Below are 26,933 nucleotides of genomic sequence, written 5' to 3'. Positions count from 1 at the left end.
TTAGGGTAAACGTGGAATCCTCTAGCTAAAGGATTCCTAAGTGAGTGACATGGGTAACGCAAATAATCAATGGTTGCAGAGGGCAGAGTATGCCTCGCTGCTGACTTCCGCTATCGGAACAGTGGCTGCTGCTGTATCTCAGCAAGTTGTTTTTGCCGCCGCTCCACTATCGATGTCACTGGCCTTGAATGTGTTAAATCGTGAGCGTTTTCAGAAGCAAAGCCAGCGTGATACCCAGGCTGTTATCACTCAAGTTGATACCCAAGTTCAAAAAAGATTTGATGGCGTTCAGCAGCAATTGCAAGCACTTCCTCCTCCACCTGATTCATTTGATCTGACCAATATCCATACTCAGCTAGTAAGAACTCAAGAGGCGATTGTTAACTTACAGAAGGATGCTGAGACCACTGTTACTGGAGTTCGTCACTATGTAGACAGCGAACTCCAGATTTTACAAAGACAGTTGCAAACAGAGATATCTCAAATCCCTCCATTCAATCCCCAATACTTAGAGGAGAAGATTGAGCAAGTTGGAAGCACGATCACTCAACTTTCTCAGGGACTAGCAGCGGTAGAAGCTAGTTTGATTCCCCTGCAAGCTATTGACCTCAATCCACTTCAGCAGGAAGTTAGCCAGCTCCAGATCAGTCTTCAGTCTCAAGCCGAGGGATCTGAAGCACGTTCTACATCATTGCAAGCACAGCTAAGCCAACTCACCCAGCAGATTGAACAGCTAGAGCAGGTCAACAGAACTATTGTTCAACCTCATATCTCCGAGTTGGAAGTAAAACTTAAGACAACTTCAGAAGCTACTGCAATCCTAAGCAAGCAGCTAGAGGTATTAAACCATCAAGTTAGTACTAAAGCTGAGCGTCAAAAGGTAGCTGAATTAATCGATGCTGTCTTACAACTGCAACAGCAGCTTGAACGGCTACCCTCGCCCCCAGAACCATTTAACCCAGCTCCTCTAGAGGCAGACATTGAGGGCTTGCGATCTCAAACCCATGACTTACGGCAGCAGGTACAGGAAGTGCGGCTGTCCATCACAGAGCTGGGTACAGACGAAAGGTTGGGGCAAGTTGGAAACGCAATCATAAACTTAGAGCAGAAGTCACAACAGTTCCTAACCAGGCAAGAGCTAACACCGTGGCAGCAGACAATTGTCGATCGCGTCGATCACGGGGTTACAAGCTTGAAGATGGAACTTGAGATGCTAAACCAAGCTTTTGTCGAACGCCCTGAGCAGTCACTAGTTCAGTACTCAGATGAGATACAGCAACAGATTCAGGATATGGAAGCTTGGCTCAAAGATTTAGACACCAGCTTTGAAGCATTACATGACCGTACCCAAGCTCTAGATTCGATGCAACATCAAATAAAGCAACTAATTGCAGGCTCTGGGAGGATCAGCGAGTTAGAAACTACTTTGGCTTCACTATCTGAAGCACTTGTAGGCCAAGTTGATGAAGCTGTGGACAGACGAATAACTGAACTTAATCAGCTATTGGGAGAGATTCAGCCTGGTTATGAGTACAAGCTGATCTACAATCGCGATGAAAGCCGAAAAATTTTACTCAATGCAGTCAAGAAAGCACAGCACCGTCTCATTCTTGTTTGCCCTTGGCCTCACTGGGGAATTCTTTGGAACAGCTTGGAATTACTCAATTATCTGCGGACTTTTCTGAACATCCGGAAAGGACAGGCCGATATTGGTTGGGGGTATTTGCAGGACATAAATGAAGTGGGACTCTCTTCTGGCTCTGTTCGGGAAAAACTAAAAGCCATGCCTAGGAGTAAGTATGATGGCTTAAGCCAGTTAGAAGATTTAGAGAATAATTACCCAGGTACAGTTAGGCTGAAGCTTCTAGGTACCCATGAAAAGTTTTTAGTATGCGATCGCCAGTTTGCGATGCTTGGCAGTCATAACTTTTTAACATCAAGTGACAAATCCGAGGAACGCGAACTAGGTTTATACACTACAGATCGGCGCATCATTGATGAATTAATCAAACGTTTTGAGAGTGCTGAGAATTTAGAAAGGAAACCAATATCTACTCCATTCGTTAACTCATCCCCATCTCAGGATGCTCACTTCCGCTTAGATTATTATGAGAGATGCGATAGCTTTCACTCATGAGATAATTGAATTAAGTGGGAGTGAGGAGTAAAAAGATACTAACAAATTCAAAAACAGTACTTTTGGATCTTCCCCATTTACAATATTTTATTCTTTCCACTCCATGTCTCCTGAGGTGAGACCAGCTATTCTTTGTGCCTCCATAGCCTTTAATTCCTCATTTCTTTGCTTTCTCTGAGCCTCCAAAGCCCTTAATTGCATAATTCTTAGTTCGATTTTCTTATTTAATTCTCTTTCGTTAACACACCTTCTTGCGCCTGCAAGTAGTAGGCTCTGTTCTTTTTTTAGTACCTCAAAAGAAGCTTTGATGTAATCATGGAGTGCACCTGCTGGATGTGGAAAGATCGCTAGATGCTTTCTCCAATCTTCTAGGTCGAATTCTGAGGACTTCCATTCAGCCACTGAAGCTCTAATCGAGGATACATGCACACAAAAATCCAGAAAAGGTTCTGGCATTTTTTCGCCTACTAGAAGCTCTGCATGATTAATAATTATTTCTTCCATACGGATATCGGTCTGCACAAAAATATTTTCTGTCCATAGGCGAAATATTCTTAATTGTTCTTTACTAGGGGGCTCAAACTCTTTTTCATTATCAATCGGGAAAAAGCCTAAAAACTCTGGATCAGCACAGTTGGAGAACTCTTTAAGGAAGGCACGCCATTGCTTGTCACCTGATTCAAACAAAGCGTATAACGGACCATATAAATCACTCAATTGCTTGTCAATACGTTTGAGATGAGCAGCAAACCTTTCATCCATTCTCTTAGCTTGAACTTGCCAAAGAATGCCTAGCAAGGTGGCAGAAATAGAAAGGAGCGCCACAATTGTTGCCGCATTCATAAATCACACCTTTGTTTGAACTTCCTTATATACCGCAGTATGAATTTGCCTAACTTTTATTAAGCAAACTGTTTACTCAGAACTCCGAGTAAACTGCAATTCATTTTATTGCTTAAATTCCATTCTGCCTAATACCTCTATTGCAGGAGTAAAGCTGAATATTTCTTCACGAAACCTAAAAAAGCTCTATCCAAAATCAGCAAATAAGGAGTGCAGTTCTAATATCACTCAAGTAATTGAGAAAAGTGGTGGTGTATCAGTTAATTGTTCAGGAACGAGCGGTGGCTCTTAAAATGGGGGCGATCGCAGTGTTTCATCACGCCTTATCACGCCCTTTCACGCCAGTTCCCACAACACAATAGTTGAGAGTGGCGATCGTCCGTCTGGTTGCACCCTTACCGAACACGAACATGCAGCGGTATTAATAAATACGCGAATACCAGAGCGGACTTACTTTAGATGAAAATATTGATTCCGTGAAAACTCTATGAGGAGAAGAAGAAGGGCGCTGATAGTGCCCAAGAAATGTGTATTGTGAGTCTAGGTGGTATGTGTGCTTATTGCAACAACAACTATACTCAGGAAAAATTCCAATGATGTTTCCATTCATTCGCTCGATCGCTACAGTTGTTGCTGGAGTAACGCTGGGTGCCAATCTATTGCAAGCGGGTTCTGCTCAAGCCGCTAGCTTTTATGACTTCAATATCCAGTGGGATGATAACACTGCCACAACGGGTTGGCTTCAGGTGGACGATACCCCGGACTACCAATACCAATACCAGTACGGGAATGGTTATGATTACAGCTACAAAGGCTGGAGTTTGAACAGCTTGCTAGATGCCAGCTTTACTCACAAAGGCACAGCCTATGGAAAATCTGGTATCAACAATATGGGCTTGACCCATTATGATTTTCCAGCAGGAGGATATTACCAACCGTATTACGGCAATGCCGCCAACTTCTTGAATTTAGGGTTTAGCGATCAGAACCAGTATTCCTACTTCTATGCTGAGGATACTACAGATGGCAGGACTGCCATCTACGGCGATTACGGCTATAAATACGACAACAATTATTCTTCGTATGCAGGCGCAAGAGCAACCAGCATCACAGAGCGCTCAGCGGAAGCTGTCCCTGAACCCACAACCCTCGCAGGGCTAGCGCTAGCGGGAGCTGGCATTGCTGCTACAAGACGTAAGCAACAACGCAAGATTGCTGCCTAAACAATTGGGGTGATCTACATTGCTAAGCTGCTAGCAGTTCACTCCCCATATCTTTCTTCATCCCCTAGTGACGTATCTGCAACTAGGGGATTTTGCTATATAGAGGGCTGCACTTGAGCAACCTGGCTACACCCAAGCACTTTGGGATGAGGAGAATGCCAAGATAATTGAGAGGCTCTTCGCTTCAGCTTCTAAGCCTGAGTAGTACAGAAGCTAGAGGTTGACGACTAACAACGGAATTCCAATACTTTGACCCTTATACATCGTAAAATTTATACTTTCCGGTGTAGCTTCCCATGAAAGTCAATCGCCACGGCAAGGCTAAACTCCTCACCTCCAACGAAGTAACGCAACTGTTTGAGCTTGGCTTGACCAATGCCAGAGACAGAGCTTTGTTCGGCGTATGTTTCTACACGGGTTGTAGGATTGCTGAAGCTTGCTCCCTTAGAACGGATGATATCTACGGACCTGGTGGTGTGCGATCGCGCCTAACCCTGAGGAAGGGCAGCACAAAGGGAAAGCGATCTACTCGCTCTATCCCAGTCAGAGCAGAACTTGTGGCATTGTTAGCAGCTCATCAATCCAGTGCCGGAAAAACCTATGTCTTCCCCGGTCGTTGGGGTAGGGGGCACATCCACCCAGACTCAGCAGCGGTCATTCTAAGAGGAGCGTTTGAGGTGTTGGGGATTGAAGGAGCCAGCACCCATAGCTTCCGCCGAACTGCGTTAACTAGAATGTCTAACTTGGGTACACCTTTACGGGTGATTCAGGAGATTTCTGGACATGAAAGTTTGGCTGCGCTTCAGGAGTATTTGGAGGTATCGGATGAGCAGTTGGAGCAGGCGATCGCTCGGCTATGAAGTTATAGAAGGCTGTATGCAGTAGACAAGAAGCCTATCTTGCAGATTTTACATGCAACTTTACTAATCTCTATGGACATTACAACTTGGCGATTGCGCTCCGGTTCTTAAACTCTTCATAGTGCCACTTGAGACTTTCTGCACTAGGTCGATTGCTTGCTTTTTCTGGTATATGGATCTGCTTATCTAAGAATTCACTGTATTGTGTAGCAAGGAGTTGAGGTGCTAGCTCTACTCTCAATGTACCAGGATTGATAGACACTAAATACAAATCAAAAAGCGTATGAATGTCAGCTCTTAGAAGCAGACCGTTCCATACAAAATTTGTTTTGGGTCCACGATAGGGAACGATATGAGCTGCCTCTAAAGCTTGCTCTACATCACAACCCGTAACACAGCAGATTCTATTGTACGCTTCAATCAAATTTTGTCTAAACTCAGACTGCCCTTGTCGCTGTGTGATAGACACCATAGTCTTTTTCCTGGCATCTTCTATTTCCTTGGGGTTGAAGTCATCAGCTATTTTTTGAGAGCCATAATCATCTTGAGAGGCAACATCATCCTTACAAATCCCTGGCACAGACCATACTTTAACTACACCACCAGCCTCGGCAAATGCAGTCGCATCTCCACTAGCCAACAACCTTCCATCAGGACTGAAATGTATACTGGTCGGCCATTGAAAGCTAAGATACTGCACTTTCTGATTGCTAGTTAGATCCCATACCTCAATTCCGTGAAATGCCTCAAAAGCTAAAAACTGGCCAGTAGGATGAATTGCAAAACATCGAACGTACTCAGAATCAGGAGCAAAGGTATATCTCAGTTCTCCTGTCAAAACATCCCAAACTTTAACACCACCTTCACCGCTAGTTAGTAGATTAGTTCCATCAGGGGTAAAAGCTACTGTGCTAGCATGGCCTTCCCAGACCTGGGCACTGGTTCTCTAGCTCGTGATGGCTATATATCCCCGGGTAGTCAGAAATTCTAACATCGTTACAGGCTGGGAGATAAAGCCCATCCTCATTGCAGGGGTTGTCCTTTTACCTAAACTGAAGTGGGGTCTAATCCAGTTATGGATCAACTGCTGCACCGTAATCGCTCGTTGTAACCCGGCTCGGGTCTTAGCATAATGGTTTTGCCGTCGCCGATAGGCGCTACAGTGACGACGAATAGAACTATTCAGCGCTTCACAATGATTGGCATGAACCTCACTGGCTGAGCTGACCGCTGTAAAGGGATGATCGGGGTAAAGCCATTGACGCCGAGGTCTGCCCTGAGAGCCTTTGATTTTGATGGCAACTTCCAACCCTTCGCGCCACATTTTGAGATGTCCATATGCACGGGCCACCTGTGGGTAGCGCAACCGGATGCTGGCTAAAGCCCAAAGTTCTTGAGCATAACGCCGTTCTCCATCGCTGAACCACCGAATGAATAGCGCAGGGGCCGCCCATTGCCAACTCGTTCTCACTCCCTGTTCAAAGAGGTCTTGTTCTCTTCGTCCCACCTGTGCGGTGACCCAGTAGCGGCTCTCTCGTTCCATCGTAGTGAGGGTCCACCCTTCAGACTCACTGGGGGGGAAGGTTCTCGCCGACGCGAGTGTAGAGTTCATCGTGCTCCAGAGTCACCTCACAGTGGTCTGGGGCTTTGGGAGACCACTGTGAGGCTTGGCCTGCCATTCGCTCCTCCCATCGCAAGAGCGTAGAATGTGAGACATCGAGGACACGACCACTTGCCCTCACTCCCATCCCTTCACTACGCATCTTGAAGGCCAGCGATACCATTGATGCAGGGGTGCGCAGCCGAGCCATCAGAGTCTTTGTTTTATCGCTAAATCGCTTGCCACAGCCTTTGCAGAGGAAGTGTTGAACTGAACTCCCATCCTTGAGTGAATAGGTCCCGTTTTTTACAACGCATGAACTTTGACAGTGAGGACAGGGCATGGCTCAACTCCAATCACTATCAGTATTCTACGTCTCACTGATTAGAAGACCAGTGCCCAGACCTGTGTTTGGCTTCCTGACTCCACATCCCATAACCTAGTTGTGAGGTCGTTGCTTATGCTTGCTAAGGTTTTACCATCCGGACTAAAGGCAAGACTATTGACTCTAAGGTCGTGTCCTGACAGGGTTTTTGTTAACTCTTGACTATCAATATCCCAAAGATAAATAGTTGTCTTCTGTCCATTAACAGTCTTGTATTTATTCTCCCCACCACTTGCAAGCAATTTACTATCGGGGCTAAATGCAACTGAATGAATCGTATCCTTGCGGTGAGCGAGTGTACAAATTAGTTCTTTTGTCTCTAAATCCCATAAGGTAGTTATTTTATCAATGCCACCGCTAGCTAGAAATCTACTGTCAGGACTGCGATCAAGGGCAAGAATAGTCTTTGTATGACCTTCTAGAACAGCGTTTAGCTCTTGGGTTTCGAGATCCCAAAGAAGAATCATATGACCACTCACGCTAGCCAACATTCCATTTGAAGTAATTGGAACTCCATAAATCCAGCTTGAATGCCCAACCAGTTCAGCTATACACTCCCAGGATTGCTCTGAGTCTGACATTGGCTTGCTCCTAACTATCGATAGTTGCTCGAATATAACCGAAGTAGAACAGCGCTTCTAAGGAGCAAATTTGATAATGACAAGCACAACATTTTGTATTTTCGCCAATTCAAAATTTTAAAAATTTAGATATTCAGATTTTTGTGATTTCATCCATAGACCAATTCAACAATTCGCCTTACACTTCCATCAGGACTAACTGAGGATCTTAAGGTGATCATTACTGTCGCGTCCTTCAAAGGTGGCGTAGGCAAGACCACAACAGCTATCCATCTCGCTTGCTTCCTGTCTCAAAAGGGAAACACATTACTTGTTGATGGTGATCCAAACCGTAGTGCCACTGGATGGGCTAAACGGGGAGAATTGCCCTTTAAGGTTGTGGACTTGATGCAGGCTCCAATGCAAAGCCGAAACTTTGAGCATGTGGTTATCGACACTGCTGCCCGACCGAGCAGAGAAGATTTGGAAGCTCTGGCTGATGGATGCAACCTGCTCATCCTTCCCACCACTCCAGATGCCTTAGCGATGCACGCCCTCCTGCAAACTGTGGACACTCTTAAGTCCCTGGGGAGCGATCGCTATCGAATTTTGCTAACGGTTATTCCACCAAGCCCTCGCAAAACTGGAGAGCAAGCGAGGGAAGCACTTGAAGAACTGCCAATGTTTAAGCAGGGGATTCGCAGATTTGCAGCTTATGAGAAGGCTGCACTAGAGGGGGTGCCTGTTTATAAGACTGGCGATCGCAATGGTCGGATTGCCTGGAGAGAATACGAAGCTGTTGGACGTGAGGTATTGAAGTGAGTAAGGAAAGCCGCAGTCCATTCAAGAAATTGTTTGAGGGCCGTGAGGAGCCAGTAGTTCCAGAGCTAGAAGTTTCACAAGCACCAACTCCCTCACCTCCTCAAGTTGCCCCCTTGCCCCAAGCTCAACCGCAGACTGAGCCTCGAAAACGTGGCAGGCCAGCAACCGGGAAGCGATCGGATGATGCCTGGATTGGGCGTACCTTCTATGTGCAGCGCGAGAATGACCTTGATGTAGAAGACGAACTGCTAAAGCTTAAACGCCAAGGCATTGAGATTGATAAATCTGAATTGGTGGATGCTCTACTTGGTGCCTGGGTGAAATGGCGACAAGGCGAAAATATAGAAATTCATCTTGACGAAATTACGCCAAGGCGAAATCTTTAAAGCATCAATACTTTTTCTAAAAGGGGTTACGGCAATCGAGGTGTGCTATCTCTTTACTGCTCTGCTGATGGAAAGAGTACCTAGAAGTCATACTCATACACCCATTATGTAAGCCACCCTTGACATGACAATGCATTTGCATTACCATCAATGCATAACTCAAATAGTGAGTTTAATGTGTATGGCTCCAACATTAAATCAAAAATCAGAATCTACCCTGACAGACCGCTATCAAACTACTGTTCCTGATCCAGTACGGAAATTTTTAGGTTTAAGTAAACGGGATAAGATTCGTTATGACATCCAACCAGATGGACAAGTAACCATATCTCGTGCTAGTCAAAGCGAGGACGATCCTGTGCTCGGACAGTTCTTGGATTTTCTTGCTCAAGACATCAAGAAAAATCCTCAGCATGTACAAGCAATTAGTTCTGAATTAGTTAACCGCATTCAGTCACTAGTTGCTAATGTTGAGTTCGATCTTGATGCTCCATTGTCTGACGAGGACGAATAGATTTGTCTGTAGGTCAGCCGTTTATCGTAAATGGGTGGAATGTTTTTACCCATTCAATTTTTCTAAAACAGATTGAAGAACTTTTGACGCAGGTTGAACATCTGCGTCAAAAAGATCCTACTAATTTCCAGAAAAAAAATGCTGCAAAGCGTTTAGCTGCGATAGCCAAGTTAGCTTTTGAAGTGATTCCTCAGGACCCAACTCGTACAGAGTATCGTCAGGGTGACACCCTAGGAGATGAGTATAAGCACTGGTTCAGAGTTAAGTTTTTCCAACAGTATCGGCTATTTTTTAGGTATCACCAGAAAAGCAGAGTTATTGTTTTAGCTTGGGTCAATGATGATAACTCAAAACGCGCATACGGTAGCAGTACGGATGCCTATTTAGTTTTTAGGAAAATGCTTGAAAGCGGTCATCCCCCTGATAGTTGGGACGATCTTCTTGCAGAAGCGGAAGCTGAGTCTAGCCGATTAAACGAGGTAATACAAAAACTTTTACCAACCGAACAAGCGGAGTAGCGTGCTAGAGCTTTACTGTTAAACCTCTAACAACTGAATAGTTCGTTTCGGTTTTCTCTCAAATCCTCAAATTCTCACTTATTAAATGATGCAATCACTGCATCCCACGCTTCATCTGTCCGCTGTCTGTGCTGAATCCTAGCAATCGCGCCCAGTTCGTGTCGCATCTTTCGCAGTCCACCTATCAACTCTTGGTCTGACAAGCTAGTTCGCCTTGCATTCTGACTGGAGATTTCCTTACCCTGCTCAGTCCTAGGGCCAGTTGATTGCTCCCAAGGTTGCCATTCTTTGATTAATTGCCTCTGTTTCTCACGAGCCTCTGCTGTCCATCTGGGCATATCTATAAAGCCTTCCAAGCTTTTGAGTGAAATTCGGGGGGTAGGTCGCTGCACCGACCTTGATACCACCACCATTAGACTTTCCAAAACAAAATAAAAGGGATCTTGCGCGTGCCTTCCTTCACTAAGGCGATCGCCCCTAACCTACCGGAACCACTGCTTCTGTCCTACTGCCTGCAACAAGAAGTTTCGGCCCGAATCACCCCTTTGCAATCGTGCCTGGACAAGTTCAGAGGCTTCCTGTCTCTTCATCTCCTGCCCCATTGCTTGTCGATTGGAGAGTAAGTTCTGGGTCTGCCGTCTCTCGTCAGATGCCAAGCCTTCACGCTGACCCTGGAGTTGACGACCGCTGGTTAAGTCAGTAGTGCGATAGTTCCAACTGCCCTCAATATTCGCTACATCCCGGCTAGCATTGCCTCCAATTTCAGCTTGGCGAATTGATGCATTTGCGCCAATGCGTGTGCCCTCCAAGTTGTAGCGGCCCATAACTTCCTGGCCTTGGAGTGCATAACGACCCGCTACCTCTTGGCCTTGAACGTTATACCGACCACCGATCTCAGCCTGTCTAATTGCTGCATCTGCACCAATCTGAGCCTGCTTAGTTGATGCTCCAGCTTGTATCCCTATTCCCTTGAGGTTGGAGTCTGTGTTGTATCGTTGCCCTTCTAACTGCTTATCTAGGAGTGCCCTTTGAGTGGCAGTGTCGCGAGCTTGCTTGCGAGTCTCATAAGCTTCAGTGTCGCTGAACTCTCGTTGGCGATCGCCTTGAGCCTCTTTCTTCGCTCTAACTCTGGTAGCTTCTCCCGTAGCTGCTCGACCAGCGAAATCCTTAGCGATCTCGTCCCAATCATTAGGCGCAGAGTTGGCTAGCTTATTGCTTAAGCTTCCATCGCTATCAAACTGGTTTAACTCATTGTTAGTAACGAAGTCTCGGACGTTGGATTCTTTATTCCCAAATGGATTGATAACTCTGCGTCCCGTAAATGGGATGACAAAACCAATGTTCGGGTCTTCCAGCTTCTGCCGAATTCGATTTAGTTCGCTTTGATAGTCAGACATGCGTGCTCCTTCTTGTAGGTTTTACCAAATGCTTTCTGTTTCGAGGCTTAAGGCTGAGCCTCTGTCGTTTGCGGTCGCGCAGTAGGGTACGAACCAACTTCAACCCTGCCTCATTTACCGAACCGGGAGGGCTGGGATACTCCTCCCCATTGACCTGCTCGTTGATGTGCAATAGCTGTGCTTCTAATCCCAGCAACGCCTCCTTCTCGGTAGCCCAAGTACCAGTTGCAAGGTTCACCCGCTGCAAGCTTTGGCTAGCTGCAACCACTCCCCACATAGTTCGCTCAGGCGTTCCCAACACGAGGGAGCGCCGAACACGCAGGATGTCTCCCTTCAACTCAACTAGCTTGGAATCTATCGAATGGTCACTACCATCGTCAGACTGGCAAAGGAGAATCCACTCGTATTGATTGCATTCTGTTTCCGTAGTCATCTTCTTGGCCTATCCTGTTCATTTCTCACCAGACGTTTACTTCCTTCTTTTAGCCCCTCCCGTTCTTCTCGCAACTCTCGCTTGAGATCCCGTATGATTGCCGTGTGCCGATTGCGATCGCCTTCAAGGAGCCGTAGCTCAAATTCAAAATCGTTCATTCTACTAGCCTCGCTTCTTGTTTTATTGGGGGAGGTCAACTAAATCAGTGATCCAATTTAGTTGACCTCCGAGCCTTAGAACTCCTGCTGTGGCATTACTATCTAAGCGATTTGCGTTCTCCTCATCGTGCCTTAAATTTCACTCTGTAACTCAAATTTTGATAAGTTCGTTTAGTGGTGCAGGCCAAGACATTTGGAAGGGGGAACTAGGTTGTCTTACTTTGGCGATCGCCCCTTCCACGTCCTCGACCAGCCATGCGCCAATGTGCCCCGACCAACTCACCCACGCTCCCTTATATATGGAGGTGCTTGTTTGATTCGTTGGTGTTTGTTGGTCATCACAATCTTGGTAGTTAACCCCATTTGTTTTTTTATATAAGGGGGGGTTCACTACGGGGGTGGTTACGGTATCAGAGTGATACATTTCTGAGGCTGGGGTGGGGGTCACTACCGTAGGATCGGCTGAGTTTAGACTCCCGTCAGAGGGCATTTTCCCAGGCGCGCTGGAAATGCCAGTGGTCGAGGGGTTAACTACCGTTGCATGGCGAGAGTTTCCTTCAGCTTGCGATCGCCTCTCGGCCCGACGCTCCAAGATTGCTTGAAGCTCGTCCCATTTCTCCTTGTCAATCCGGTACAGCTTAATCTGCTGGCCTCGTGGCCCTTGGCGACGGTTGGATACACTTACACCCAATTGCTGCATAAGCCTCTGGAAGATTGAAGCATCATCCATTTTGCTAGGGTTGAATCCCAAAGACTCCGGAATTTGCTTGCCTGCCCCTCGCACCTTCTCGCCCAAAGACTTGAATTCTGCCACGGCCCATTCACGAGTTGGGTCTAGGAATTCCTTTAGCCCAAGTCTCTCTCTAGCATGACGGCGCATCTCGTTGTAAAGCTGATCGAATGGGAGAACCCCTTTTTTCCACTTAAATTGTTTTTCTAGGGCCTTCAGATCACGCTCAGCCGCAGTTCCGTAGAGTAGTCCTTCTAGCTCGAGGAGTTGCATCCTCAGCCTTCCCTCTTGATCCATCTCCACTAGGGACGGCGCAACCTCATTGACACAGTAGAATTCCGAAAGCCGAGTTTTCTCCAAGGCTAGAGAATCTTCGTAGGCTAAGGCTTCTTTAGACTCCAGTGCAGCTCGTTCGGATTGATCTAGTAGTCTTGCTCCAGCGATTGCCACACAACGCTCAGCCTCAACTTGCTTTCGGGCCTCCTTCATTAGAGATCCACCATCCAAGTCGTCGCCTGCACTTACAACCTCAACTTGATTCCCCTCAGACAGCAGACGTTCTAGGACATTCTCCCGAAGATTCCACATCGAGGTATTTATGTCTGCTGCAATCTCACTCCATAACTTGATATGAGGATTGACATCCCACTCTATTTCGAAAGTGCTTGCTGATAGAGTATCCGGGCATCCCAATGAGGTTCTGAGCAGTTCAGCTTCTCTGTGCCAACGGAGGCGCAACGCTTCCTTTAGAAGGAAAGGGTACTCACTTTTAGAGACGTTGCTAAAGTTTTTCCCAGTTTTTTCACACCAAACAGTGCGAGGAACATTTGATCGCACTCGTGCAAGAAATTGTGCAATGTCAGAGTCGCTTAGAACGCCGAAGAAAATGCCGTAGACTTTATCGAAATGCTCAACTTCAATACTTGCCCCTGTCGATAGCGAGGGAGTGACAATGAGAACGTCATAGTCGCGAACACGCTCATTGATATGCTGGATGAGCTTCGTCTGCGGCTCATCACCGCTGGTTTCAGAGTTGACAAGCATGACACGAATGCCAGGTCGAACTGCTTGTAAATCGGCAATCAACTTGGCGATCGCCTTTGAGCCAGACTTAGCATCAATAGCGACGAAGATACGATGCCCTGCTTTCACATCAGCCAGTAACTCGGTGATGACAGCATCATCCTTGGCTGCTTCAATGAAACGAACAGGATATCCATTAGATTTGTAGTCATTGCGGATCAGATAGAGTGGTGTGTTCTCTCCGCGCAGTGCTTTGAAGTAATTGATAGAGCGATCAGAAATATCTGCATCTGCAAGAATGACCCGACGCGCAACCTTAACGAGATCGGTTAGCCTTGCTAGAAGTGCTGGCCGTTTACCTTCCTGATTGCAGGTTGAGCTGGTGAGGAGATGCCGCAGAACTTGCTCTGCCTCGTCAACCACTAAATCGCAGCCGACAAACTTTTGAGGATTGATCGCTAGCAGCGAATCGACACACAGCCCAATTCGTGCCGTATAGCCTGAATCACTCAGGAATTCCCCATTTGCTCTGTCAATATCTGATTTCCAATCACAGCCAATCCGCCCAGACAAATTACGTCCTAAAGCAATACGGTGAGTGAGAAGAAGCAATGCTCCCGACCTAGCAACCGCTGCGCCGATCGCTTTTGTTTTCCCAGTGCCCTTGCCTGACTTCAGAGCAATGATGCCGTGGTCAGGTATATCAAGTGAAGCCTTTGATAAGTCGGGGATATTAAGGACTTGCCAAGGCTGACAAGTGAGTTCCCTTGCTTGCCTGATTCTCCATTCGAAGCCTGCTAATGAGGATGCTTGTTGATAGATTTGCTCGAATGCTTCAGCAGATTGAGCGACGATGAAGTCATCCACGCCAATTTTGTCAAAGCCGGACAGTAAAGGCAGACAGACAACTTTTACTGTGCATCCACATCGAGCAATCAGCCTTCCAGTTTTGATGATGGCTAAGTTGACGTTCTTGATTGTCTTGGGCTTTCGGTCAGCATCGAAGCAAAAAGAGATAGTTCTCCCAGAAACTGCAAAAGCTTGCAAATCAGGAATCAAGAACTCATCCCAAGCTTTGCCCGACTCATCACGCAGCACTCGCCGACCACTGAAAATACCAGGTAGAGCGATCGCCACGTAGCCAGCACTTAGTAGAGTTGCAGCCTTCTTTGCTCCCTCGGCTAGGAGGATTGGTAATTCAGGATGTGCCTTTACCCATTCCCAAAATCCACCAGCTCTGTCTTCCAAGGAAAGGCTGAGGCCATGTCGCTCGGCCACCATCCACCAAATACGCATTGGAACGGATAGCCGGAACGTAGTGGTTTCAATAGCTGGAGGATGCTCATATTTAATGAGTTTCCCAGTATCGGGATTGACAAAGGGGGTATCCGGCTTGAAAGCCCCCCAAAGCGGATCGGCCTCTGTAGAAACCCACCATCCACCATCTTCAATGTGCTGATAGCGCTTAAGCCACTGTGCGGTCAATCGTCCAGTGTTCGTGCGCTTGAGCTTACTGGAGTAGAGCAAGTAATCGTAAGCAAGCGCTCCTTCTACTCGCTTAAAGTTCAACTCAATTAAATCGAGGGCGATCGCACTTCCATAATGCAGTTCGTTGATGAGCCTGGAATCAATAGTCTGGGACTCACATTTCTGTTCAAGAGATTCTAATCGCATTGGATCAGAACCTCTCGCTTCAAGTCGATCCAGACAGGATCAGACTGCCCATCCTTATCCACAAATACTGCTGCAATGCGATCGCGAGTTTTGGTATTCAGTAGGTGTGGATTTTCAAGGGCATCTTTGGAGTTCGGGTGTCTAAGCTGGGGGCTTGGGTACCCATTGCCCTGAAAGACTTGCATGAATCCTTCGGGAGCCTCGCCCCCTCCATCTCTCGCCCACCAAACGATTGAGCCAACCACACTTTTGGTTAGTCTCAGTGGCCCTAAATATCGTGGCTTACGGCTTCTCTGCTGGCTGCAATCTAGTGTAGCTGATTCGGTCTGGGCTTCTGACTGAACTCGCTTAGACCTATCGCAAGCCTTAGCTTTGGAACGGGTGCTTTTCGTGTCAGCACCAGTGGATTTTGTAATTTCTGCCCGTTTTTGGGTGGTTTCGTGCGAATCCAGGGTAAAATAATACTGGACTGAAATGCTATTCTTTGTCATTATAAATGTAGGAAATGCCAGTCCTACGGCTGGTCGAATCCTGAAAACGGTTATGCAGTGATGAGCCTTCCGTTTCAGGGTTTTATATGAAAACCAAAAAAATCAGATCCTCTAGTTCTGGCAGGAACTAGAGGATTTGTTTTTTGGCGTAATCGAGAAGTACACGCCTCATAAAGGTAGTGTGTTTTGTTTTCTCGCGTTTAGCGAGTCGCTTTAGAAGAGAGATATCATTCGGTCTAAGCCGAATTGTTATTGTTTTCGTTGGGGGTTCATCAATCAGCTTCACCCTTTTAGCCTCCTCCATCTATAAAGAAATTGTGACACGGCTTTTTTTGGAAGTCAAGCCTGGCAAGGATTTCGCTACACATTCCTAAGTGTAACCCTTATGTTTTTTCATCTACTACAGTAGTAGTTGAAACGAAAGGTGGTTTTTTAGCGACTTATTTCATTAAGTCCAAAATTTGAATTAATTGAAAACCTCCTAATTTCCTACTTTATTGTCTTTCCTGGAGCTGCCGCTTCATCTCTAGGTAAGCCTTGAAGCTCTCATCACTAATTAATGAATCGATGCATTCCTCCAAGGCTTCAGTCATGCTGGTTTCGCGAAAGGAGCAGTACTGCCGAAACAGTTCTTTTCGTTCGGCGCTTGTATAGAAGCGAATGATCTCTTGGCCTGGGCGTTTTTCTGGCATTAACGGAGCGATCACACTTTGCATTCTCCCGATCCTACAGTGATGAGCTAAAGAGTACAAACAGTATTTGTGGTACACACTAGCATATTAGCATTTGTAGGGTATATAGTTACTGTAGGGTACAAATTAAATCAAACAAGAACCAGCCTTAACTTCCTAGGGCAAAGGCTGGTTCAGTCCGAACACGCAATTTATCGGAGTATTTTTATCATGTCAGAAATCTTTCTGGTTCAGCCCTCAAAGGCCAACATCTCCAGCAGAACTATCTGCGCCACCATTCCAAAGAAAGTGCCTCTACCTATCTTCACTCTCTTTCAAGAGGTGCGAACTGCCCCCGATATTGTGGCGATCGTAGTTGGGTTGGAGTATTGTTCTGCCCAGCGTTCTGAAACCATTTATGAGCATCCTGATAATGAGGGCTGGTGGTGCCACATTTTCTGGAAATTCGAGGTGGATAACAAACGGAACAGGCAACGAGGTGACTACATGGGGCATATTCACACTGAAGCCTACTTGCGTCGTCTAGCAAGGGAATATCAGCAATCGCAACAGGCTAAAGCACCAGAACCCGAATTGTTGCCGATCGCAAGCTAAGGATGGAAACTCACATGCTGTTTGAAATTAAAACCAGACCCAGTATCATCACGTCCATCCTGCCTGAAGCTGTCCCGCTTCCCAAGTTCTCGCTATTCTCAGTGCTTGAGATTGATGGAACAGCAATGCAAATTATCGGCCTCAACTACTATTACCCGATTGCAGCAGAGCAGCTTTCGCTTGAGCGTGGATGGGCTTATCAAGTGAGCAATGGTAGCCCATCCGTTTCGGTGCTATCTGAGCAAGAACTACTCGACTGCTCACCCATTAATCAGGTCGAGGTGGTTGCGATCGCAGCTTAGTTCTCAGCTCACACTCTTACCCCTGGCGATTGCTGGGGGTTTTTCAGCACTCCACCCATGACCGACCCTTGACCAGAAATCAAAGATTTTGCTCAGCGGAGTTTTTGGTCAGGGGTTGGTCAGTTACAAAATTTAGGACTCGAAAAATATGGCCCGACCCAAACTTGAGGACAAACAGAAGAATGTTGGCGAAGCAAGAAAACTCTACACACGCACCGAGGCTATTAAGCTGCTAGGTCTTGGCAGTCGCAACACGCTTCGGGCATACGAGTGGTTGGCGATTTTTAATGTTTTGGATTATAGGGAATTGATGCGTGTGGACGGTCAGATCAAGCGTGGCAGGCCACTCTGTCACTACCAGCTCTGGGTTTTGGCGAAGATTCAAAAAATGTACAACGCGGTTCCCAATGGCTGTGAAGCCTACACCGAAGTTCGGCAATTCCTCAAAGACAACCCCTGCCTGATCGACTCCCAAGCCTACGTAGAGGAAATGGCAAGCCTAATTCGCAACTCAGCTTGAGGAGGGCTAAACTCAGTATCAACGTCTAGTATGTGATAGATTTAACGCCTGCGAAATGACTTCTACTTCTAGAAACATTTCCACTTCTCTCACTATTTCCGCTTACTTCTCAACGAAGAAGTGGCGCTTCCAGCCATCAAAACAGGGGTGGAAATAGAAGAGGTGGAAAAGGAAGTAGTGTTTTGGAAATAAATGCCTACGTATTTCCGGTTTTACTTCTAGGTATAGGAAGTAACTTATTTCCAAAACGGAAACGAACACTTGTATTGTATTGATGTAAGAATGGCTGAAACCCTTTGAGAAGTGTGCTTCTGGTGATTTTGAAGTGGTTAGAAGTACACTTCTGACGACTAGAAAGGGCGTTCTATATGAGTTCGACAACCGCCCAATAACTGCCACGTGATCGACGAAAAATTAATGTGTCGCCCACGCCAATGCCCCCACTGAAGTCTCTTATTTGGGCGTGGAGATACCCTCCGTTGTCTGTCCGTTTAAAGCGATAGTGTCCAGCTTCGGCATTGTATCCCTCATACACAACAACGTATTCTTCTAGGTGGCCAACATTTTGTTGAGCTTTTTGTTTGAGGTAAAACTCTTCTCGACTTTTTTGTGCTGATTTCGCTAGTTTCTCTTCTAGTCTTTTTGAAAGTTCGGACTGCTCCAACTCTCTACTTGCAGTAGTGGACAGATTCTTTCGAATACCATATCCCCCTAAAACTCCAAGCAGAGATCCCCCTACAACACCTCCAACAAGCATTGCTGGACTACTTGCTAATACGTGCTTGGTTAGTCCTTTTATGGCAGCACTTACAATACCGGAAAACCAAGAGCCTGCTAATGAGGCTCCATCTGATCTAATCCAGTTCCAAATTTTATTGTGTCGCTTACTCATAAACAGCCCTGTTTATATTCTCATAGGCTAACGTTCTCAAGCTCTAGCGATCGGGAACCTTGTAGTCTAGCCCTCACAATTTCCGCTCATGAGCAGATTCCTGACCCTCGCTCGCTCACTCCTAGCACCCTTGCTGCCTCAACCAAACAGCAATCCTCCTACTCCCACAATCGAAAGTTATGGGCAAGGTGAGTCTGGTATCCCAATGGAAGAGATGCAGCCCATCATGGAGTGGTTGTTCGCCAGCTTATTCAATGCTGGCTACTACGGCACTGCCCACATTGTTTGGTACAACGATGCTGCACCCGATCCGAAACTAGAGAAAGCAGTGAAGGATGGAGTCAAGCGGGACGAACCAACCCTGCTTTACCGTTGTGGCTCCCAGGTGCAACCACCACCCAACGGCTACTACTGGCGGTTAATGGCAGAACACCCATCCAACCGAATCTATCAGCTAGAAGTGAAGGAAGAGGATTGATGAGGCGTAAAGTACCAGAATGTGATCGCTGTATTCTCTATGCTCACAATCCTCATCTGATCTGTACTGTGCATCCAGAGGGTGTGAGTGGTGATGCTTGCTTAGATTTTGAGCACGATCCTACAGCCGCTCCAGAGGAACTTTGGGAGCCTGAAGGAGCCAGCTATTACAACAGTGAGCTGATCGTGACTCCAAAACAGCAGTGGTCACGTTTGGAGCAGTTGGCTTTGCTTGACTCACACCCAATGTTCACAGGCCGATGTCCCAAGTGTGAGACTGGCATTGCTTTAAAGATTCCAACAGTGCATTGGGATTGTGGGCTTTGTGGCTGGAAGGATGATTCAGTGTGACCCGCTTATGAAGTAAGGTCATTGGCAGGTACTAGTAGCTATATCAATTATTTTTAGTGCATATACGAGCTAGCTATGACAATATCTAAAGCAAAAGCTCCTGTGGAAGCGCAAAGTATTTTGATAGACCAGTTGAGTAGATCACGTTTTTTAGCACTAAGCTCTAAATATTCCTTCTCAGTCCGAATCCAACTATTGATGATTTTGCACCTTAGAGTTTCTTCATCTAGTTTATAAAGTTTATTGCTCATCAATATTTTTGGGCTAGGCACCTCACCTCCTAGCTTTGCAGTTAGCCCTATTGCACTTACTGATGCAGATATTGCCGCAGAGATACAAACAACTACCTGAAGTACAAGGCATGTGTTGAGGACTAGGGGCGGACTATTGAGCAGGTCTGCTCCACTGGGTAAATTAAGTGCGAATTTCAACAGTGCTCCTGCAAAAGCGAAAAACGCGCTCATTTTTGTATCAAGTCGATTCAAGCTTTCTCTTTGAGTCTTGAGTAATGAGTCTGTGTAGTCATAAATCAGTGTGGCATTTGCCTTTGTTCCTTGATCTACGTTTATAGTTTTGTAGTTGTCACTTGAGTTGCTTTCCATGTCTAACAATGAGGAGAATTCCAAACTTCAAAATGGTGCACAATCTGAACAAAATACACAATCGCAGAATCCACAGCCTCAACCTGTATCTGAAGCTCAGCCAACATCACCCAACCATGCATCTCCCATCTCAGAGACTACTTATGAACGATTCGATGGTGCTGAGAACACTGACGATTGGGTAAGTTTCGATTGATTGTTCTTAGTTGAGTAAGGTGACAGAGATGACTTGTCCAAGAGGTAGTATTTGTAATCTACCTCTGATCTTCACTTAACTAATGCCTACAACGCTCCGGCCCAATCATGCGTTGCCATTCTGTAATTAAACTTTGAGCTTCATAAAAGTCTCCCGACCCGTGGCAGGAGCCGTCTATGTGCATGTCTACAACTTGGAACAGGCAAGCATCACCAAAATCCAAGAAGCATGGAAAAGTGGTGAAAGCAATATGTTTCCTGGGATACTTCCAGCGATACTTAGACCAGTATCCATGCTCTTCAATCTCAAATCGTCCGGATTCCCAAACCTCTCGCATATCGAAGATCCAGAGCATATCTCCATAGAATGCCTCACGCTCATGTATCTCTTCTGGCGATATGTAGGAATGCTGTAGCTCAATCACAGTACCATCTGTAGCTTCTATATCAGCTCTGTGTCTTTGTCCATTTTTCTCGATTGTGACTTCTGTCTGGTGGCTAGGTACTAACTCTTTCCACTTTCGATGCCATTCAGACTCAGGTTCACTCCACGGATCACATTCCTGAGTGTCAACGTGTGCCCAGTGCCATATGTTAATTGCTCCACACTTTGCTAGCACTTCACTCCCGCAATGTGGGCAGGTTGCTCGTGCTCCTTTCTCTGTCGCTTCGACCTTATTTCCAAGTCCATCGTTTGCATACAGCATTGCTTTGCTATTTGCTTACACTGCGCTGAGTGTAGATAGGGCTGCAATATCTGGCAAAGAGGGGTATGACCCCTCAGTAATCATCGGGGTGTTGTTGTTCCCTCTCAGCGGCCTCAGCTATCACACGACGCAACCAATCACTCCGGTTAGGCAGCGATCGCACAAACTCATCAAGTTCTTTTGGCAGGTACACGCTGATTGGTCTTGGAGCCAATGAGCCTGGTTTGGGCTTGAATCTCGTCTCGAAATCGCGTCTCTCTTTTTTCTTCGCCACTATCACCCCCAGGTACACACCACTCAATGAAGCCCGTCATATACAAGGGTTTTATTGTGCCAGTTTTTTATGAAGATATGTCAGTTTTAGACAAAATGACCTTTACCCCGTCATATATCATGGCTTAGACTAAATTGAAGCAAGTGAACCTTGACAACCGAATAGCTTCTGTTATCCCAGTTCAGTTTTGAGGTAATGCCTACGCTTCGCTTCGGCTGAACTGAGAATTGTAGTTTTGGAGATTGAAAGCGAGTTGGTAAGCAGGCCAGCAGATGGGTTCGAGTCCCATCCTCGCTATCCGCCGCAAATCGACACATTCATGCGGCAAAAAGGAGATCTAAATGAACGTACTATCCATTGAAAAAATCGCATTCCAGGTTGCAGACTCCGCATTAATCATCGGCTCATTCCTCGGTCAGTTAGCAGTTCGCCACACAGAGAAGCTGAGTGCAATCCTGCAAGACCAAGCTCGTCAAGACTTGCAGTTCACTCGCGATCGCTTGATGTTTGATAGCTATGCTCTACTACACGAGCCTGAAGTGCTGGCTGAAGACTTCCGCAACACTGCCTACGATGCACTGGCTTACGTGTTCCAAGCCTTAATGCTTCTCCCCGACTTCTATTACTTCATGGTGGAAGTCTTCGATCACGAGATTCCTTTGTACCTCGAAGCTGATCTCAAGCCGATGAATGTGGTTCGGCCTCAACTCCTGCTCACAACTCCTACGATCGCTGGCCTTCTCTCCCCTGCATCCGAACCAGTTACTGCAACGGGAATTTCCGGAACGCCTGTAGCCACTGAGATTCAAGCAGTTGAGATACCCGCTGGTTGGAACCTAGACAAGCGTGGTCGGAAGCTTTCCGGTGCAGCGCTCCAAGCCCGGATGCGAAAGCTCAACTTAGGCACAGTTCCAGCATTTAGGTAGTAGCAGCTGACGCAGCTTTAAGAATCTCTCGAATTAAAAAGGGCGATCACTCACAGCAGATCGCCCAGGCACACTAAAGCAATACACACCACAATGCTAACTAACATCTCCATCTCTAATGCCGCTGCTCGTCGAATCCTCAAGTGCGAAGTCGTTGAACAAGTCCGAGTCATGAAAAATGGTGCAGTTCAAGTCACATACCGTCGCACTGCACAAAGCTCTCGTTGCTCTACATTCATCAGCCGCAAAGCCTTCGAGCAAGACTTCATTGAGTTCCGAAAGGCAGGAGCCAAAGCGCTCAGCAATATCGTTCCCTGGATCGGCACAGATAATAAGTTCTCAGTTCGAAGTGCATCTATGCCTGATGCCCCACCATATACCGTAGTAGTTGAGGGAGATCGCCATACCTGCACCTGTCCTGACCACCAGAAACAGCGTGATGCTGGACGTGAGAATCCAGTTTGCAAGCATGGATTTGCGGTCGCTGACTATCTCTCTGCTCCTCTCTCTGCACGAGCTGGATTGCGCCAAGTAGCGAAGCCCCAGCCGATTAAGAGAGTGCTCTACTATCGGAGCGGCCCAGTGATTCACACCTTCATTAAGGTTGGCAACGAGGAGCCGAAAGCTTACAAAACAATCCGCGCAGATGAGTTGGATTGGATGCTTGAAACGGCTCAATCAAAGGGTTGGAGGATTACCGATGCCACTCCAGTAATCAACACTCCAACACCTCGCCAATCCTACGATTTCGTGAATACCAATCGCGGTCCAGTTCACGTTTAAGTTTTCCATCCCTTGCCTGGGAGGTAGGTTAGACCAGGCTCAGAGTGCATCTCGAATCGTCACAAAACCTGTTCAGGGGGAGAGCGACCCCGTCAAGAATTGCTCTCCCCTAATCCCCCTACTAAAGAGGATCGTCACAATGCTAAACCCTTGCACCACAGAAACCGAATCTACCCTGATTTTCTTTATCGAAGCTTCCCCCCGTATTGCTGCCTGCATCATAGACAATCCCAAGCACATCGACTCAAACGACTTGTACATTGGCTTCAAGCGCAAGACTGAAGCTCAGGCATTTTGCAGAATAGCTATCGAACATAGATATGGCATTACCCCTACCGTTTACAAGGCTGAGTACCTTAAGGGCGGAGGCATTCGCTGGGAAGTTCGGGTCTTCAGAGTTTGTCGATCGCTGATGAATGAACTTGCAAAGCGAGATATGCAAGATTTCGCTGCTGAGAAATCAATGAGCCGATTCCTTAACGAGTGCGTTGTTAAAGGCTCACTCTCTACATCAGAGCGAACAAATCTCCTCAATTCGATGCGCTCTAAAGGCTCGTTGTTTAAGCCAGTAATTCGATAGAAGTTTACCTTTTTCAACCTTCATTAAACCCCTAGTTCACTACAAAAACTAGGGGTTTTTTGTTGAGTAATTTCATCGTTTCGAAGTTACCCAAAACTCGTATTTTTCAGCTTTACATAAGGCACGATACCTCTATATTCAAGTCATCAATTTTATGTTCACCGAAAATTTTTCTCTTCTTCCAAGTTCACAAACCCAGCAAGCGATTAGAAGCTTTCAAGTTCGCCAGCCCCAATCAATGCGAGACAAGCTGGCTCAATACCCTGGAGCTTACGATGATCCAGCTTTGGGGCGCAATCGGCTAGCCTCAATGAGGGTATTGCGAGAGCTGAAAGCTCTTGACAATCCTTCTTTTCCAGAGTTAGTTGAAAGCCGACTTGATTTGTCTCCAGGCTATGTTAAACAGGTTGTTGGTTATTCAATGCTCCCCGATACAACAGCATCGAATAAGAAACTAGATGCCACTCAATATCGGCAATGGTTGGCTGATCCAAATTTCGATCCATCCAAGCGAAGAATGACCGAGTTAGCTTTAGCTTCTACTGAAAGACAAATTGATAATTTGGTTGCTGGTAATGCTGCAAAAATGCTGAATCGTCAAAGGTACGCTGGCTTTCAAGACCCCAATAGACTGAGAGCAGGGCAAGCATTTTCTGAGCAATACATTGGTGCCGATCCTAATCCCCAGAATTTATCTTTAGGAACTGCTGCCGCATATCAAGAACTAGCGGAAACAAACCAGGCATTAGCTAATCTTGAAAATCGGTTTGGCGAGGGAGTAGATAGAGACTACCTCAGCAGAATTGACCGGGACAAGATTTCGGCCCATCTTGGCATGACCCAAATGCAAATGCTTGGGCTCGATCCAAGCCAAGCCCGATCGCTGGGTTTAAGAGAGAAGCCTTACCGAGATTTAGTTCGGGATGACTTTGAAGGTGGCTTTAGACCCTCGATGCCCCACTACAATCATGGGTCAGACTACAAGCATTCCTATGGGCTTGATGACTTGATGGATGGCGTCCATGCCTCACAGAGATCCAGCCCTGGCATCAAAGATGTCCATGATGGCGATCGCTACCTTGATGATCGCAAGTTTACTGCTGGTGGAAAACCTTTAACCTACACAGCTTCAGGTGAGCAAACGTTAGACCAGTTGACCCAACAGGCTGAAACGGACTTTGGCAGACGACTGACTGACACTTCCTCGCGGCTGGAGATTGGCAATAGGGATATGCCAGTTTCCGATCAAATGGTCATCAATGATCGCAATCGTCAAGAGTTGGTTGGTGAGTTTGAGGGAAGCAAGAGAATTGCGCCCAGAGCCACAGAGTACCTGGAGTCTAAGTTGCCATACTCTCAGTTGGGGGCCAACACTTATGACTATGCTCCCGTCAAAACTGATGCAAAGGGAAATCAATATCGAGCGCTCAGCAAAGCTCAATATCAGAATCCCTTAGCTGAAGTTGAATCAGCGCTGAAGTACCAAGTCTTGCCCTTAGCAGGTACAACCACTACTTCCTATGCGGCAAGGGCCAAGAACGACTTTATCCCTGACATAGGAGGAGCAAGTCTTCCAGGTCGCGGAACTTACGGTGGTGGCATTGAGCCAGTGATGATGTCTGCACCTCGAAGCATTCTTGCCCAACCTCTCCCCATGCACCCCTCTCGGGCAGAGGCGATCGCCTCATCTAACAATCAAGTTTCAATGGTTTCGGGTGTTCCCCGACGTAATGTTGAAACTATCCGACTTGGCCCAACCGATCTAAGTTCTGACGCATCAAGTCGCTACTATCAAGATGCTCAGGCTGGTCAGGCACTAACTAGAGAAGCATTTGCCCGTCAATTCCCAGATGCGATCACTCAGGCTCGTCAGTCCGGCTTGCCCGTCACTCAGGTACTCGATCGCGATTACGATGCAGCATTGAAGGCAGGGATTGCTGCAACAACCGACGCAACAGCTACCCCATTCAACCTCACCAGTCATACCGAGCGACAAGCTCTGTATCAAGAGGGCAATACCCTGGATTCTCTGGTTGCAGCTCATCAAATCAAAGATGATGTACGCTCACAGGTTCGACCTGGAGACTATGGGCTAGCTCCTATTGATGCAACACCTAATCCCAATTCAACGCTCCGAGCAATTGCCGGACGTGCCCAAGGACAAAACCTGGATGCACAGCAATTAGAAATGGGCCGTACTTTTACACCCACTGCTGAGTTGCAGGTAGACCCACGAGTTCAAGCGTTACGGGAAAAGGCGATCGCCACGCAGCAGGAGATTGATGCAGGCAATGAATTGATGCAAGTTCGCCAGCAACGACAGGCTCAGAAACTAGCTCCAGCCAAGGTTGCAGTTTCGCCCTTGGCTCAGCGTCAACAGAGGGTGGTGAACGATTCAAGAATGGACTCTGCAATTGCTAACCTCCAAGCTCGGACAAATCCCAAGAGTAAGCTGGGTGAAGTCTTGAGCCGAGTGGTTGGAGCAGGCATGATAATTCGTTGATCTGCTAGCATGTCATTAACATGCGGTGAGGCGAAAGCCCACGTCGGCATAATTACCCCCTCAGTCTGGCTTGCTGGATTGGGGGGATTGATCTATTTGAGCCTGACTCTAGACTAAAACTCAGGCTTCAATCCTACTTGCTGGCAGAGGGCTTGGTAGGTTGGGGCATTGAAGCTGGCAACTTGAAATGAGCTTAACCTTTTCTCTTGCTGCTTAGCCTTACCTTTGGCATCCAACCAAGTTATCTGGAGCATAGTGTATGCTCCGGTCTGACAATTAAGGGTGTAGGTAGCAACTGCGCTATGGATGCCATCTTGTTCCCGCTTCTTCGTCATCTCATCAAACTGTACGCCCTCTTCCGATGGCTTGACAGAGGATTTATCTATGTAGTTTGGAAAAGTGTCCCCCTCCCACGTATATGCCTCTACCCAATCTCTCTGCTGGCTGGTGTCATAGTCAATCTTGGTGCATCCCAATGCGATTGCACTCAAAACTAGGGCTAATGTGATGGGTCGGAGTGTCGCGCGTAGCATAGGAGCAGAACCTCAATTAAGCTCAATAGTCCTTCAATCCCTACAAGTTGCCCTTCAATTGGTAGAAATCTTTCTGAGAACTTCATCCTTCGCTACTCCGACCTCGTAAACTTTTCACGCTTTCGCTGTGGAAAATTAGGGTAAACGTGGAATCCTCTAGCTAAAGGATTCCTAAGTGAGTGACATGGGTAACGCAAATAATCAATGGTTGCAGAGGGCAGAGTATGCCTCGCTGCTGACTTCCGCTA

At 46.8% G+C, this 26,933-nt stretch carries 29 protein-coding genes and 1 pseudogene; 16 read left to right on the top strand and 14 right to left on the bottom strand.

Annotated features, from left to right (window positions below; genetic code table 11):
* Nucleotides 1-49: 49 nt before the first annotated feature.
* Entirely contained in the window at nucleotides 50-2,137 is a 2,088-nt protein-coding gene (locus H6F72_RS29495; protein WP_190443601.1) for a phospholipase D-like domain-containing protein, read from the top strand.
* Nucleotides 2,138-2,224: 87 nt separating this feature from the next.
* On the opposite strand, the gene H6F72_RS29490 is transcribed toward H6F72_RS29495, so the two are convergent.
* Nucleotides 2,225-2,980 (bottom strand): hypothetical protein, encoded by a 756-nt coding sequence (locus H6F72_RS29490; RefSeq protein WP_190443599.1) that lies wholly within the window; start codon nucleotides 2,978-2,980, stop codon nucleotides 2,225-2,227.
* A gap of 593 nt (nucleotides 2,981-3,573) precedes the next feature.
* Here H6F72_RS29490 and H6F72_RS29485 point away from each other — a divergent pair.
* Entirely contained in the window at nucleotides 3,574-4,203 is a 630-nt protein-coding gene (locus tag H6F72_RS29485) for a PEP-CTERM sorting domain-containing protein (RefSeq protein WP_190443596.1), read from the top strand.
* 296 nt (nucleotides 4,204-4,499) lie between these two features.
* Complete coding sequence (locus tag H6F72_RS29480; protein ID WP_190443594.1) at nucleotides 4,500-5,063, top strand: site-specific integrase; 564 nt, start codon at nucleotides 4,500-4,502, stop codon at nucleotides 5,061-5,063.
* Nucleotides 5,064-5,142: 79 nt separating this feature from the next.
* On the opposite strand, the gene H6F72_RS29475 is transcribed toward H6F72_RS29480, so the two are convergent.
* The 4 genes and pseudogenes from H6F72_RS29475 to H6F72_RS29460 form a co-directional block, all read right to left on the bottom strand.
* A complete protein-coding gene (locus H6F72_RS29475) occupies nucleotides 5,143-5,901 on the bottom strand; it encodes an HNH endonuclease (protein WP_190443591.1) in 759 nt (252 codons plus the stop codon).
* 15 nt (nucleotides 5,902-5,916) lie between these two features.
* A pseudogene (locus tag H6F72_RS31305) lies at nucleotides 5,917-5,988 on the bottom strand (hypothetical protein); the annotation flags it as partial.
* Between the two features lie 21 nt (nucleotides 5,989-6,009).
* A protein-coding gene (locus H6F72_RS29465) for an IS1 family transposase (protein WP_190443589.1) occupies nucleotides 6,010-7,006 on the bottom strand; the annotation gives its coding sequence in 2 pieces (ribosomal slippage) (nucleotides 6,010-6,633 and nucleotides 6,635-7,006; 996 coding nt in all).
* 41 nt (nucleotides 7,007-7,047) lie between these two features.
* Complete coding sequence (locus H6F72_RS29460) at nucleotides 7,048-7,629, bottom strand: WD40 repeat domain-containing protein (RefSeq protein WP_190443585.1); 582 nt, start codon at nucleotides 7,627-7,629, stop codon at nucleotides 7,048-7,050.
* A gap of 213 nt (nucleotides 7,630-7,842) precedes the next feature.
* On the opposite strand from H6F72_RS29460, the gene H6F72_RS29455 reads away from it, so the two are divergent.
* From H6F72_RS29455 to H6F72_RS29440, 4 genes are all read left to right on the top strand, one after another.
* Nucleotides 7,843-8,430 carry an AAA family ATPase gene (locus H6F72_RS29455; protein WP_190443583.1) on the top strand — a complete coding sequence of 196 codons (588 nt, stop codon included), beginning with the start codon at nucleotides 7,843-7,845 and terminating at the stop codon, nucleotides 8,428-8,430.
* Nucleotides 8,427-8,816 (top strand): hypothetical protein, encoded by a 390-nt coding sequence (locus H6F72_RS29450; RefSeq protein ID WP_190443581.1) that lies wholly within the window; start codon nucleotides 8,427-8,429, stop codon nucleotides 8,814-8,816. Before H6F72_RS29455 ends, H6F72_RS29450 begins: the two co-directional genes overlap by 4 nt.
* Before the next feature lie 181 nt (nucleotides 8,817-8,997).
* Nucleotides 8,998-9,330 carry a type II toxin-antitoxin system PrlF family antitoxin gene (locus tag H6F72_RS29445; protein WP_190443579.1) on the top strand — a complete coding sequence of 111 codons (333 nt, stop codon included), beginning with the start codon at nucleotides 8,998-9,000 and terminating at the stop codon, nucleotides 9,328-9,330.
* 2 nt (nucleotides 9,331-9,332) lie between these two features.
* On the top strand, nucleotides 9,333-9,848 hold the full coding sequence (locus tag H6F72_RS29440) for a type II toxin-antitoxin system YhaV family toxin (protein ID WP_190443577.1): 516 nt from the start codon (nucleotides 9,333-9,335) through the stop codon (nucleotides 9,846-9,848).
* A gap of 482 nt (nucleotides 9,849-10,330) precedes the next feature.
* Here H6F72_RS29440 and H6F72_RS29435 read toward each other — a convergent pair whose 3' ends face one another.
* From H6F72_RS29435 to H6F72_RS29415, 5 genes are all read right to left on the bottom strand, one after another.
* Nucleotides 10,331-11,245, bottom strand: coding sequence for a hypothetical protein (locus tag H6F72_RS29435; protein ID WP_190443575.1), 915 nt, complete (start codon nucleotides 11,243-11,245; stop codon nucleotides 10,331-10,333).
* A complete protein-coding gene (locus tag H6F72_RS29430; RefSeq protein WP_190443573.1) occupies nucleotides 11,238-11,678 on the bottom strand; it encodes a hypothetical protein in 441 nt (146 codons plus the stop codon). Before H6F72_RS29430 ends, H6F72_RS29435 begins: the two co-directional genes overlap by 8 nt.
* 309 nt (nucleotides 11,679-11,987) lie before the next feature.
* Nucleotides 11,988-15,263, bottom strand: a complete 3,276-nt coding sequence (locus H6F72_RS29425; protein WP_190443571.1) for a plasmid replication protein, CyRepA1 family — start codon at nucleotides 15,261-15,263, stop codon at nucleotides 11,988-11,990.
* The gene (locus H6F72_RS29420) at nucleotides 15,254-15,508 is read right to left on the bottom strand and encodes a hypothetical protein (protein WP_190443569.1); all 255 of its coding nucleotides are present in this window, start codon (nucleotides 15,506-15,508) and stop codon (nucleotides 15,254-15,256) included. The genes H6F72_RS29425 and H6F72_RS29420 overlap by 10 nt, the downstream gene beginning before the upstream one ends.
* Nucleotides 15,509-16,248: 740 nt before the next feature.
* Nucleotides 16,249-16,470 (bottom strand): hypothetical protein, encoded by a 222-nt coding sequence (locus H6F72_RS29415; RefSeq protein WP_190443566.1) that lies wholly within the window; start codon nucleotides 16,468-16,470, stop codon nucleotides 16,249-16,251.
* Nucleotides 16,471-16,656: 186 nt separating this feature from the next.
* Between H6F72_RS29415 and H6F72_RS29410 the strand changes: the two genes are divergently transcribed.
* From H6F72_RS29410 to H6F72_RS29400, 3 genes are all read left to right on the top strand, one after another.
* Nucleotides 16,657-17,040, top strand: coding sequence for a hypothetical protein (locus tag H6F72_RS29410; RefSeq protein ID WP_190443564.1), 384 nt, complete (start codon nucleotides 16,657-16,659; stop codon nucleotides 17,038-17,040).
* Between the two features lie 2 nt (nucleotides 17,041-17,042).
* Nucleotides 17,043-17,342 (top strand): hypothetical protein, encoded by a 300-nt coding sequence (locus H6F72_RS29405; RefSeq protein ID WP_206755479.1) that lies wholly within the window; start codon nucleotides 17,043-17,045, stop codon nucleotides 17,340-17,342.
* 148 nt (nucleotides 17,343-17,490) lie between these two features.
* Complete coding sequence (locus H6F72_RS29400; protein ID WP_190443560.1) at nucleotides 17,491-17,862, top strand: hypothetical protein; 372 nt, start codon at nucleotides 17,491-17,493, stop codon at nucleotides 17,860-17,862.
* Between the two features lie 364 nt (nucleotides 17,863-18,226).
* Here H6F72_RS29400 and H6F72_RS29395 read toward each other — a convergent pair whose 3' ends face one another.
* Entirely contained in the window at nucleotides 18,227-18,754 is a 528-nt protein-coding gene (locus H6F72_RS29395; RefSeq protein ID WP_190443558.1) for a hypothetical protein, read from the bottom strand.
* Nucleotides 18,755-18,842: 88 nt separating this feature from the next.
* On the opposite strand from H6F72_RS29395, the gene H6F72_RS29390 reads away from it, so the two are divergent.
* Entirely contained in the window at nucleotides 18,843-19,232 is a 390-nt protein-coding gene (locus H6F72_RS29390; protein WP_199299389.1) for a hypothetical protein, read from the top strand.
* Nucleotides 19,232-19,582: a hypothetical protein gene (locus tag H6F72_RS29385; protein WP_190443556.1), complete on the top strand. Its 351-nt coding sequence runs from the start codon at nucleotides 19,232-19,234 to the stop codon at nucleotides 19,580-19,582. Before H6F72_RS29390 ends, H6F72_RS29385 begins: the two co-directional genes overlap by 1 nt.
* A 53-nt stretch (nucleotides 19,583-19,635) precedes the next feature.
* On the opposite strand, the gene H6F72_RS29380 is transcribed toward H6F72_RS29385, so the two are convergent.
* Both H6F72_RS29380 and H6F72_RS29375 read right to left on the bottom strand, forming a co-directional pair.
* On the bottom strand, nucleotides 19,636-20,193 hold the full coding sequence (locus H6F72_RS29380; protein ID WP_190443554.1) for a hypothetical protein: 558 nt from the start codon (nucleotides 20,191-20,193) through the stop codon (nucleotides 19,636-19,638).
* 266 nt (nucleotides 20,194-20,459) lie between these two features.
* Complete coding sequence (locus tag H6F72_RS29375) at nucleotides 20,460-21,086, bottom strand: competence protein CoiA (RefSeq protein WP_242017224.1); 627 nt, start codon at nucleotides 21,084-21,086, stop codon at nucleotides 20,460-20,462.
* 615 nt (nucleotides 21,087-21,701) lie between these two features.
* On the opposite strand from H6F72_RS29375, the gene H6F72_RS29370 reads away from it, so the two are divergent.
* The 4 genes from H6F72_RS29370 to H6F72_RS29355 all read left to right on the top strand — a co-directional run bounded on the left by H6F72_RS29370 (nucleotide 21,702) and on the right by H6F72_RS29355 (nucleotide 26,152).
* Nucleotides 21,702-22,286 (top strand): hypothetical protein, encoded by a 585-nt coding sequence (locus H6F72_RS29370; RefSeq protein ID WP_190443550.1) that lies wholly within the window; start codon nucleotides 21,702-21,704, stop codon nucleotides 22,284-22,286.
* 93 nt (nucleotides 22,287-22,379) lie between these two features.
* On the top strand, nucleotides 22,380-23,069 hold the full coding sequence (locus H6F72_RS29365) for a hypothetical protein (protein ID WP_190443548.1): 690 nt from the start codon (nucleotides 22,380-22,382) through the stop codon (nucleotides 23,067-23,069).
* 139 nt (nucleotides 23,070-23,208) lie between these two features.
* On the top strand, nucleotides 23,209-23,649 hold the full coding sequence (locus H6F72_RS29360; protein ID WP_190443546.1) for a hypothetical protein: 441 nt from the start codon (nucleotides 23,209-23,211) through the stop codon (nucleotides 23,647-23,649).
* 238 nt (nucleotides 23,650-23,887) lie between these two features.
* Complete coding sequence (locus H6F72_RS29355; RefSeq protein WP_190443544.1) at nucleotides 23,888-26,152, top strand: hypothetical protein; 2,265 nt, start codon at nucleotides 23,888-23,890, stop codon at nucleotides 26,150-26,152.
* Between the two features lie 113 nt (nucleotides 26,153-26,265).
* Here the strand turns inward: H6F72_RS29355 and H6F72_RS29350 are convergent, their stop codons facing one another.
* Nucleotides 26,266-26,685 (bottom strand): surface-adhesin E family protein, encoded by a 420-nt coding sequence (locus tag H6F72_RS29350; protein ID WP_190443541.1) that lies wholly within the window; start codon nucleotides 26,683-26,685, stop codon nucleotides 26,266-26,268.
* Between the last annotated feature and the right edge of the window lie 248 nt (nucleotides 26,686-26,933).

Source organism: Trichocoleus sp. FACHB-46, assembly GCF_014695385.1.
GTDB lineage: Bacteria > Cyanobacteriota > Cyanobacteriia > FACHB-46 > FACHB-46 > Trichocoleus.
Note: the sequence above shows the minus strand (reverse complement) of the source record. Positions and strands in the feature narration are given on the sequence as shown.

What these genes read in the sequence shown, in the direction of transcription:
- H6F72_RS29490 (WP_190443599.1), bottom strand. Translation starts at nt 2,980, where the DNA reads ATGAATGCGGCAACAATTGTGGCGCTCCTTTCTATTTCTGCCACCTTG.
- H6F72_RS29355 (WP_190443544.1), top strand. Translation starts at nt 23,888, where the DNA reads ATGCGAGACAAGCTGGCTCAATACCCTGGAGCTTACGATGATCCAGCT.
- H6F72_RS29385 (WP_190443556.1), top strand. Translation starts at nt 19,232, where the DNA reads ATGAGGCGTAAAGTACCAGAATGTGATCGCTGTATTCTCTATGCTCAC.
- H6F72_RS29360 (WP_190443546.1), top strand. Translation starts at nt 23,209, where the DNA reads ATGCTAAACCCTTGCACCACAGAAACCGAATCTACCCTGATTTTCTTT.
- H6F72_RS29350 (WP_190443541.1), bottom strand. Translation starts at nt 26,685, where the DNA reads ATGCTACGCGCGACACTCCGACCCATCACATTAGCCCTAGTTTTGAGT.
- H6F72_RS29485 (WP_190443596.1), top strand. Translation starts at nt 3,574, where the DNA reads ATGATGTTTCCATTCATTCGCTCGATCGCTACAGTTGTTGCTGGAGTA.
- H6F72_RS29400 (WP_190443560.1), top strand. Translation starts at nt 17,491, where the DNA reads ATGGCCCGACCCAAACTTGAGGACAAACAGAAGAATGTTGGCGAAGCA.
- H6F72_RS29390 (WP_199299389.1), top strand. Translation starts at nt 18,843, where the DNA reads ATGAGCAGATTCCTGACCCTCGCTCGCTCACTCCTAGCACCCTTGCTG.
- H6F72_RS29365 (WP_190443548.1), top strand. Translation starts at nt 22,380, where the DNA reads ATGCTAACTAACATCTCCATCTCTAATGCCGCTGCTCGTCGAATCCTC.
- H6F72_RS29405 (WP_206755479.1), top strand. Translation starts at nt 17,043, where the DNA reads ATGGAAACTCACATGCTGTTTGAAATTAAAACCAGACCCAGTATCATC.
- H6F72_RS29425 (WP_190443571.1), bottom strand. Translation starts at nt 15,263, where the DNA reads ATGCGATTAGAATCTCTTGAACAGAAATGTGAGTCCCAGACTATTGAT.
- H6F72_RS29435 (WP_190443575.1), bottom strand. Translation starts at nt 11,245, where the DNA reads ATGTCTGACTATCAAAGCGAACTAAATCGAATTCGGCAGAAGCTGGAA.
- H6F72_RS29370 (WP_190443550.1), top strand. Translation starts at nt 21,702, where the DNA reads ATGAACGTACTATCCATTGAAAAAATCGCATTCCAGGTTGCAGACTCC.
- H6F72_RS29495 (WP_190443601.1), top strand. Translation starts at nt 50, where the DNA reads ATGGGTAACGCAAATAATCAATGGTTGCAGAGGGCAGAGTATGCCTCG.
- H6F72_RS29445 (WP_190443579.1), top strand. Translation starts at nt 8,998, where the DNA reads ATGGCTCCAACATTAAATCAAAAATCAGAATCTACCCTGACAGACCGC.
- H6F72_RS29410 (WP_190443564.1), top strand. Translation starts at nt 16,657, where the DNA reads ATGTCAGAAATCTTTCTGGTTCAGCCCTCAAAGGCCAACATCTCCAGC.
- H6F72_RS29430 (WP_190443573.1), bottom strand. Translation starts at nt 11,678, where the DNA reads ATGACTACGGAAACAGAATGCAATCAATACGAGTGGATTCTCCTTTGC.
- H6F72_RS29480 (WP_190443594.1), top strand. Translation starts at nt 4,500, where the DNA reads ATGAAAGTCAATCGCCACGGCAAGGCTAAACTCCTCACCTCCAACGAA.
- H6F72_RS29395 (WP_190443558.1), bottom strand. Translation starts at nt 18,754, where the DNA reads ATGAGTAAGCGACACAATAAAATTTGGAACTGGATTAGATCAGATGGA.
- H6F72_RS29375 (WP_242017224.1), bottom strand. Translation starts at nt 21,086, where the DNA reads ATGCTGTATGCAAACGATGGACTTGGAAATAAGGTCGAAGCGACAGAG.
- H6F72_RS29460 (WP_190443585.1), bottom strand. Translation starts at nt 7,629, where the DNA reads ATGTCAGACTCAGAGCAATCCTGGGAGTGTATAGCTGAACTGGTTGGG.
- H6F72_RS29415 (WP_190443566.1), bottom strand. Translation starts at nt 16,470, where the DNA reads ATGCAAAGTGTGATCGCTCCGTTAATGCCAGAAAAACGCCCAGGCCAA.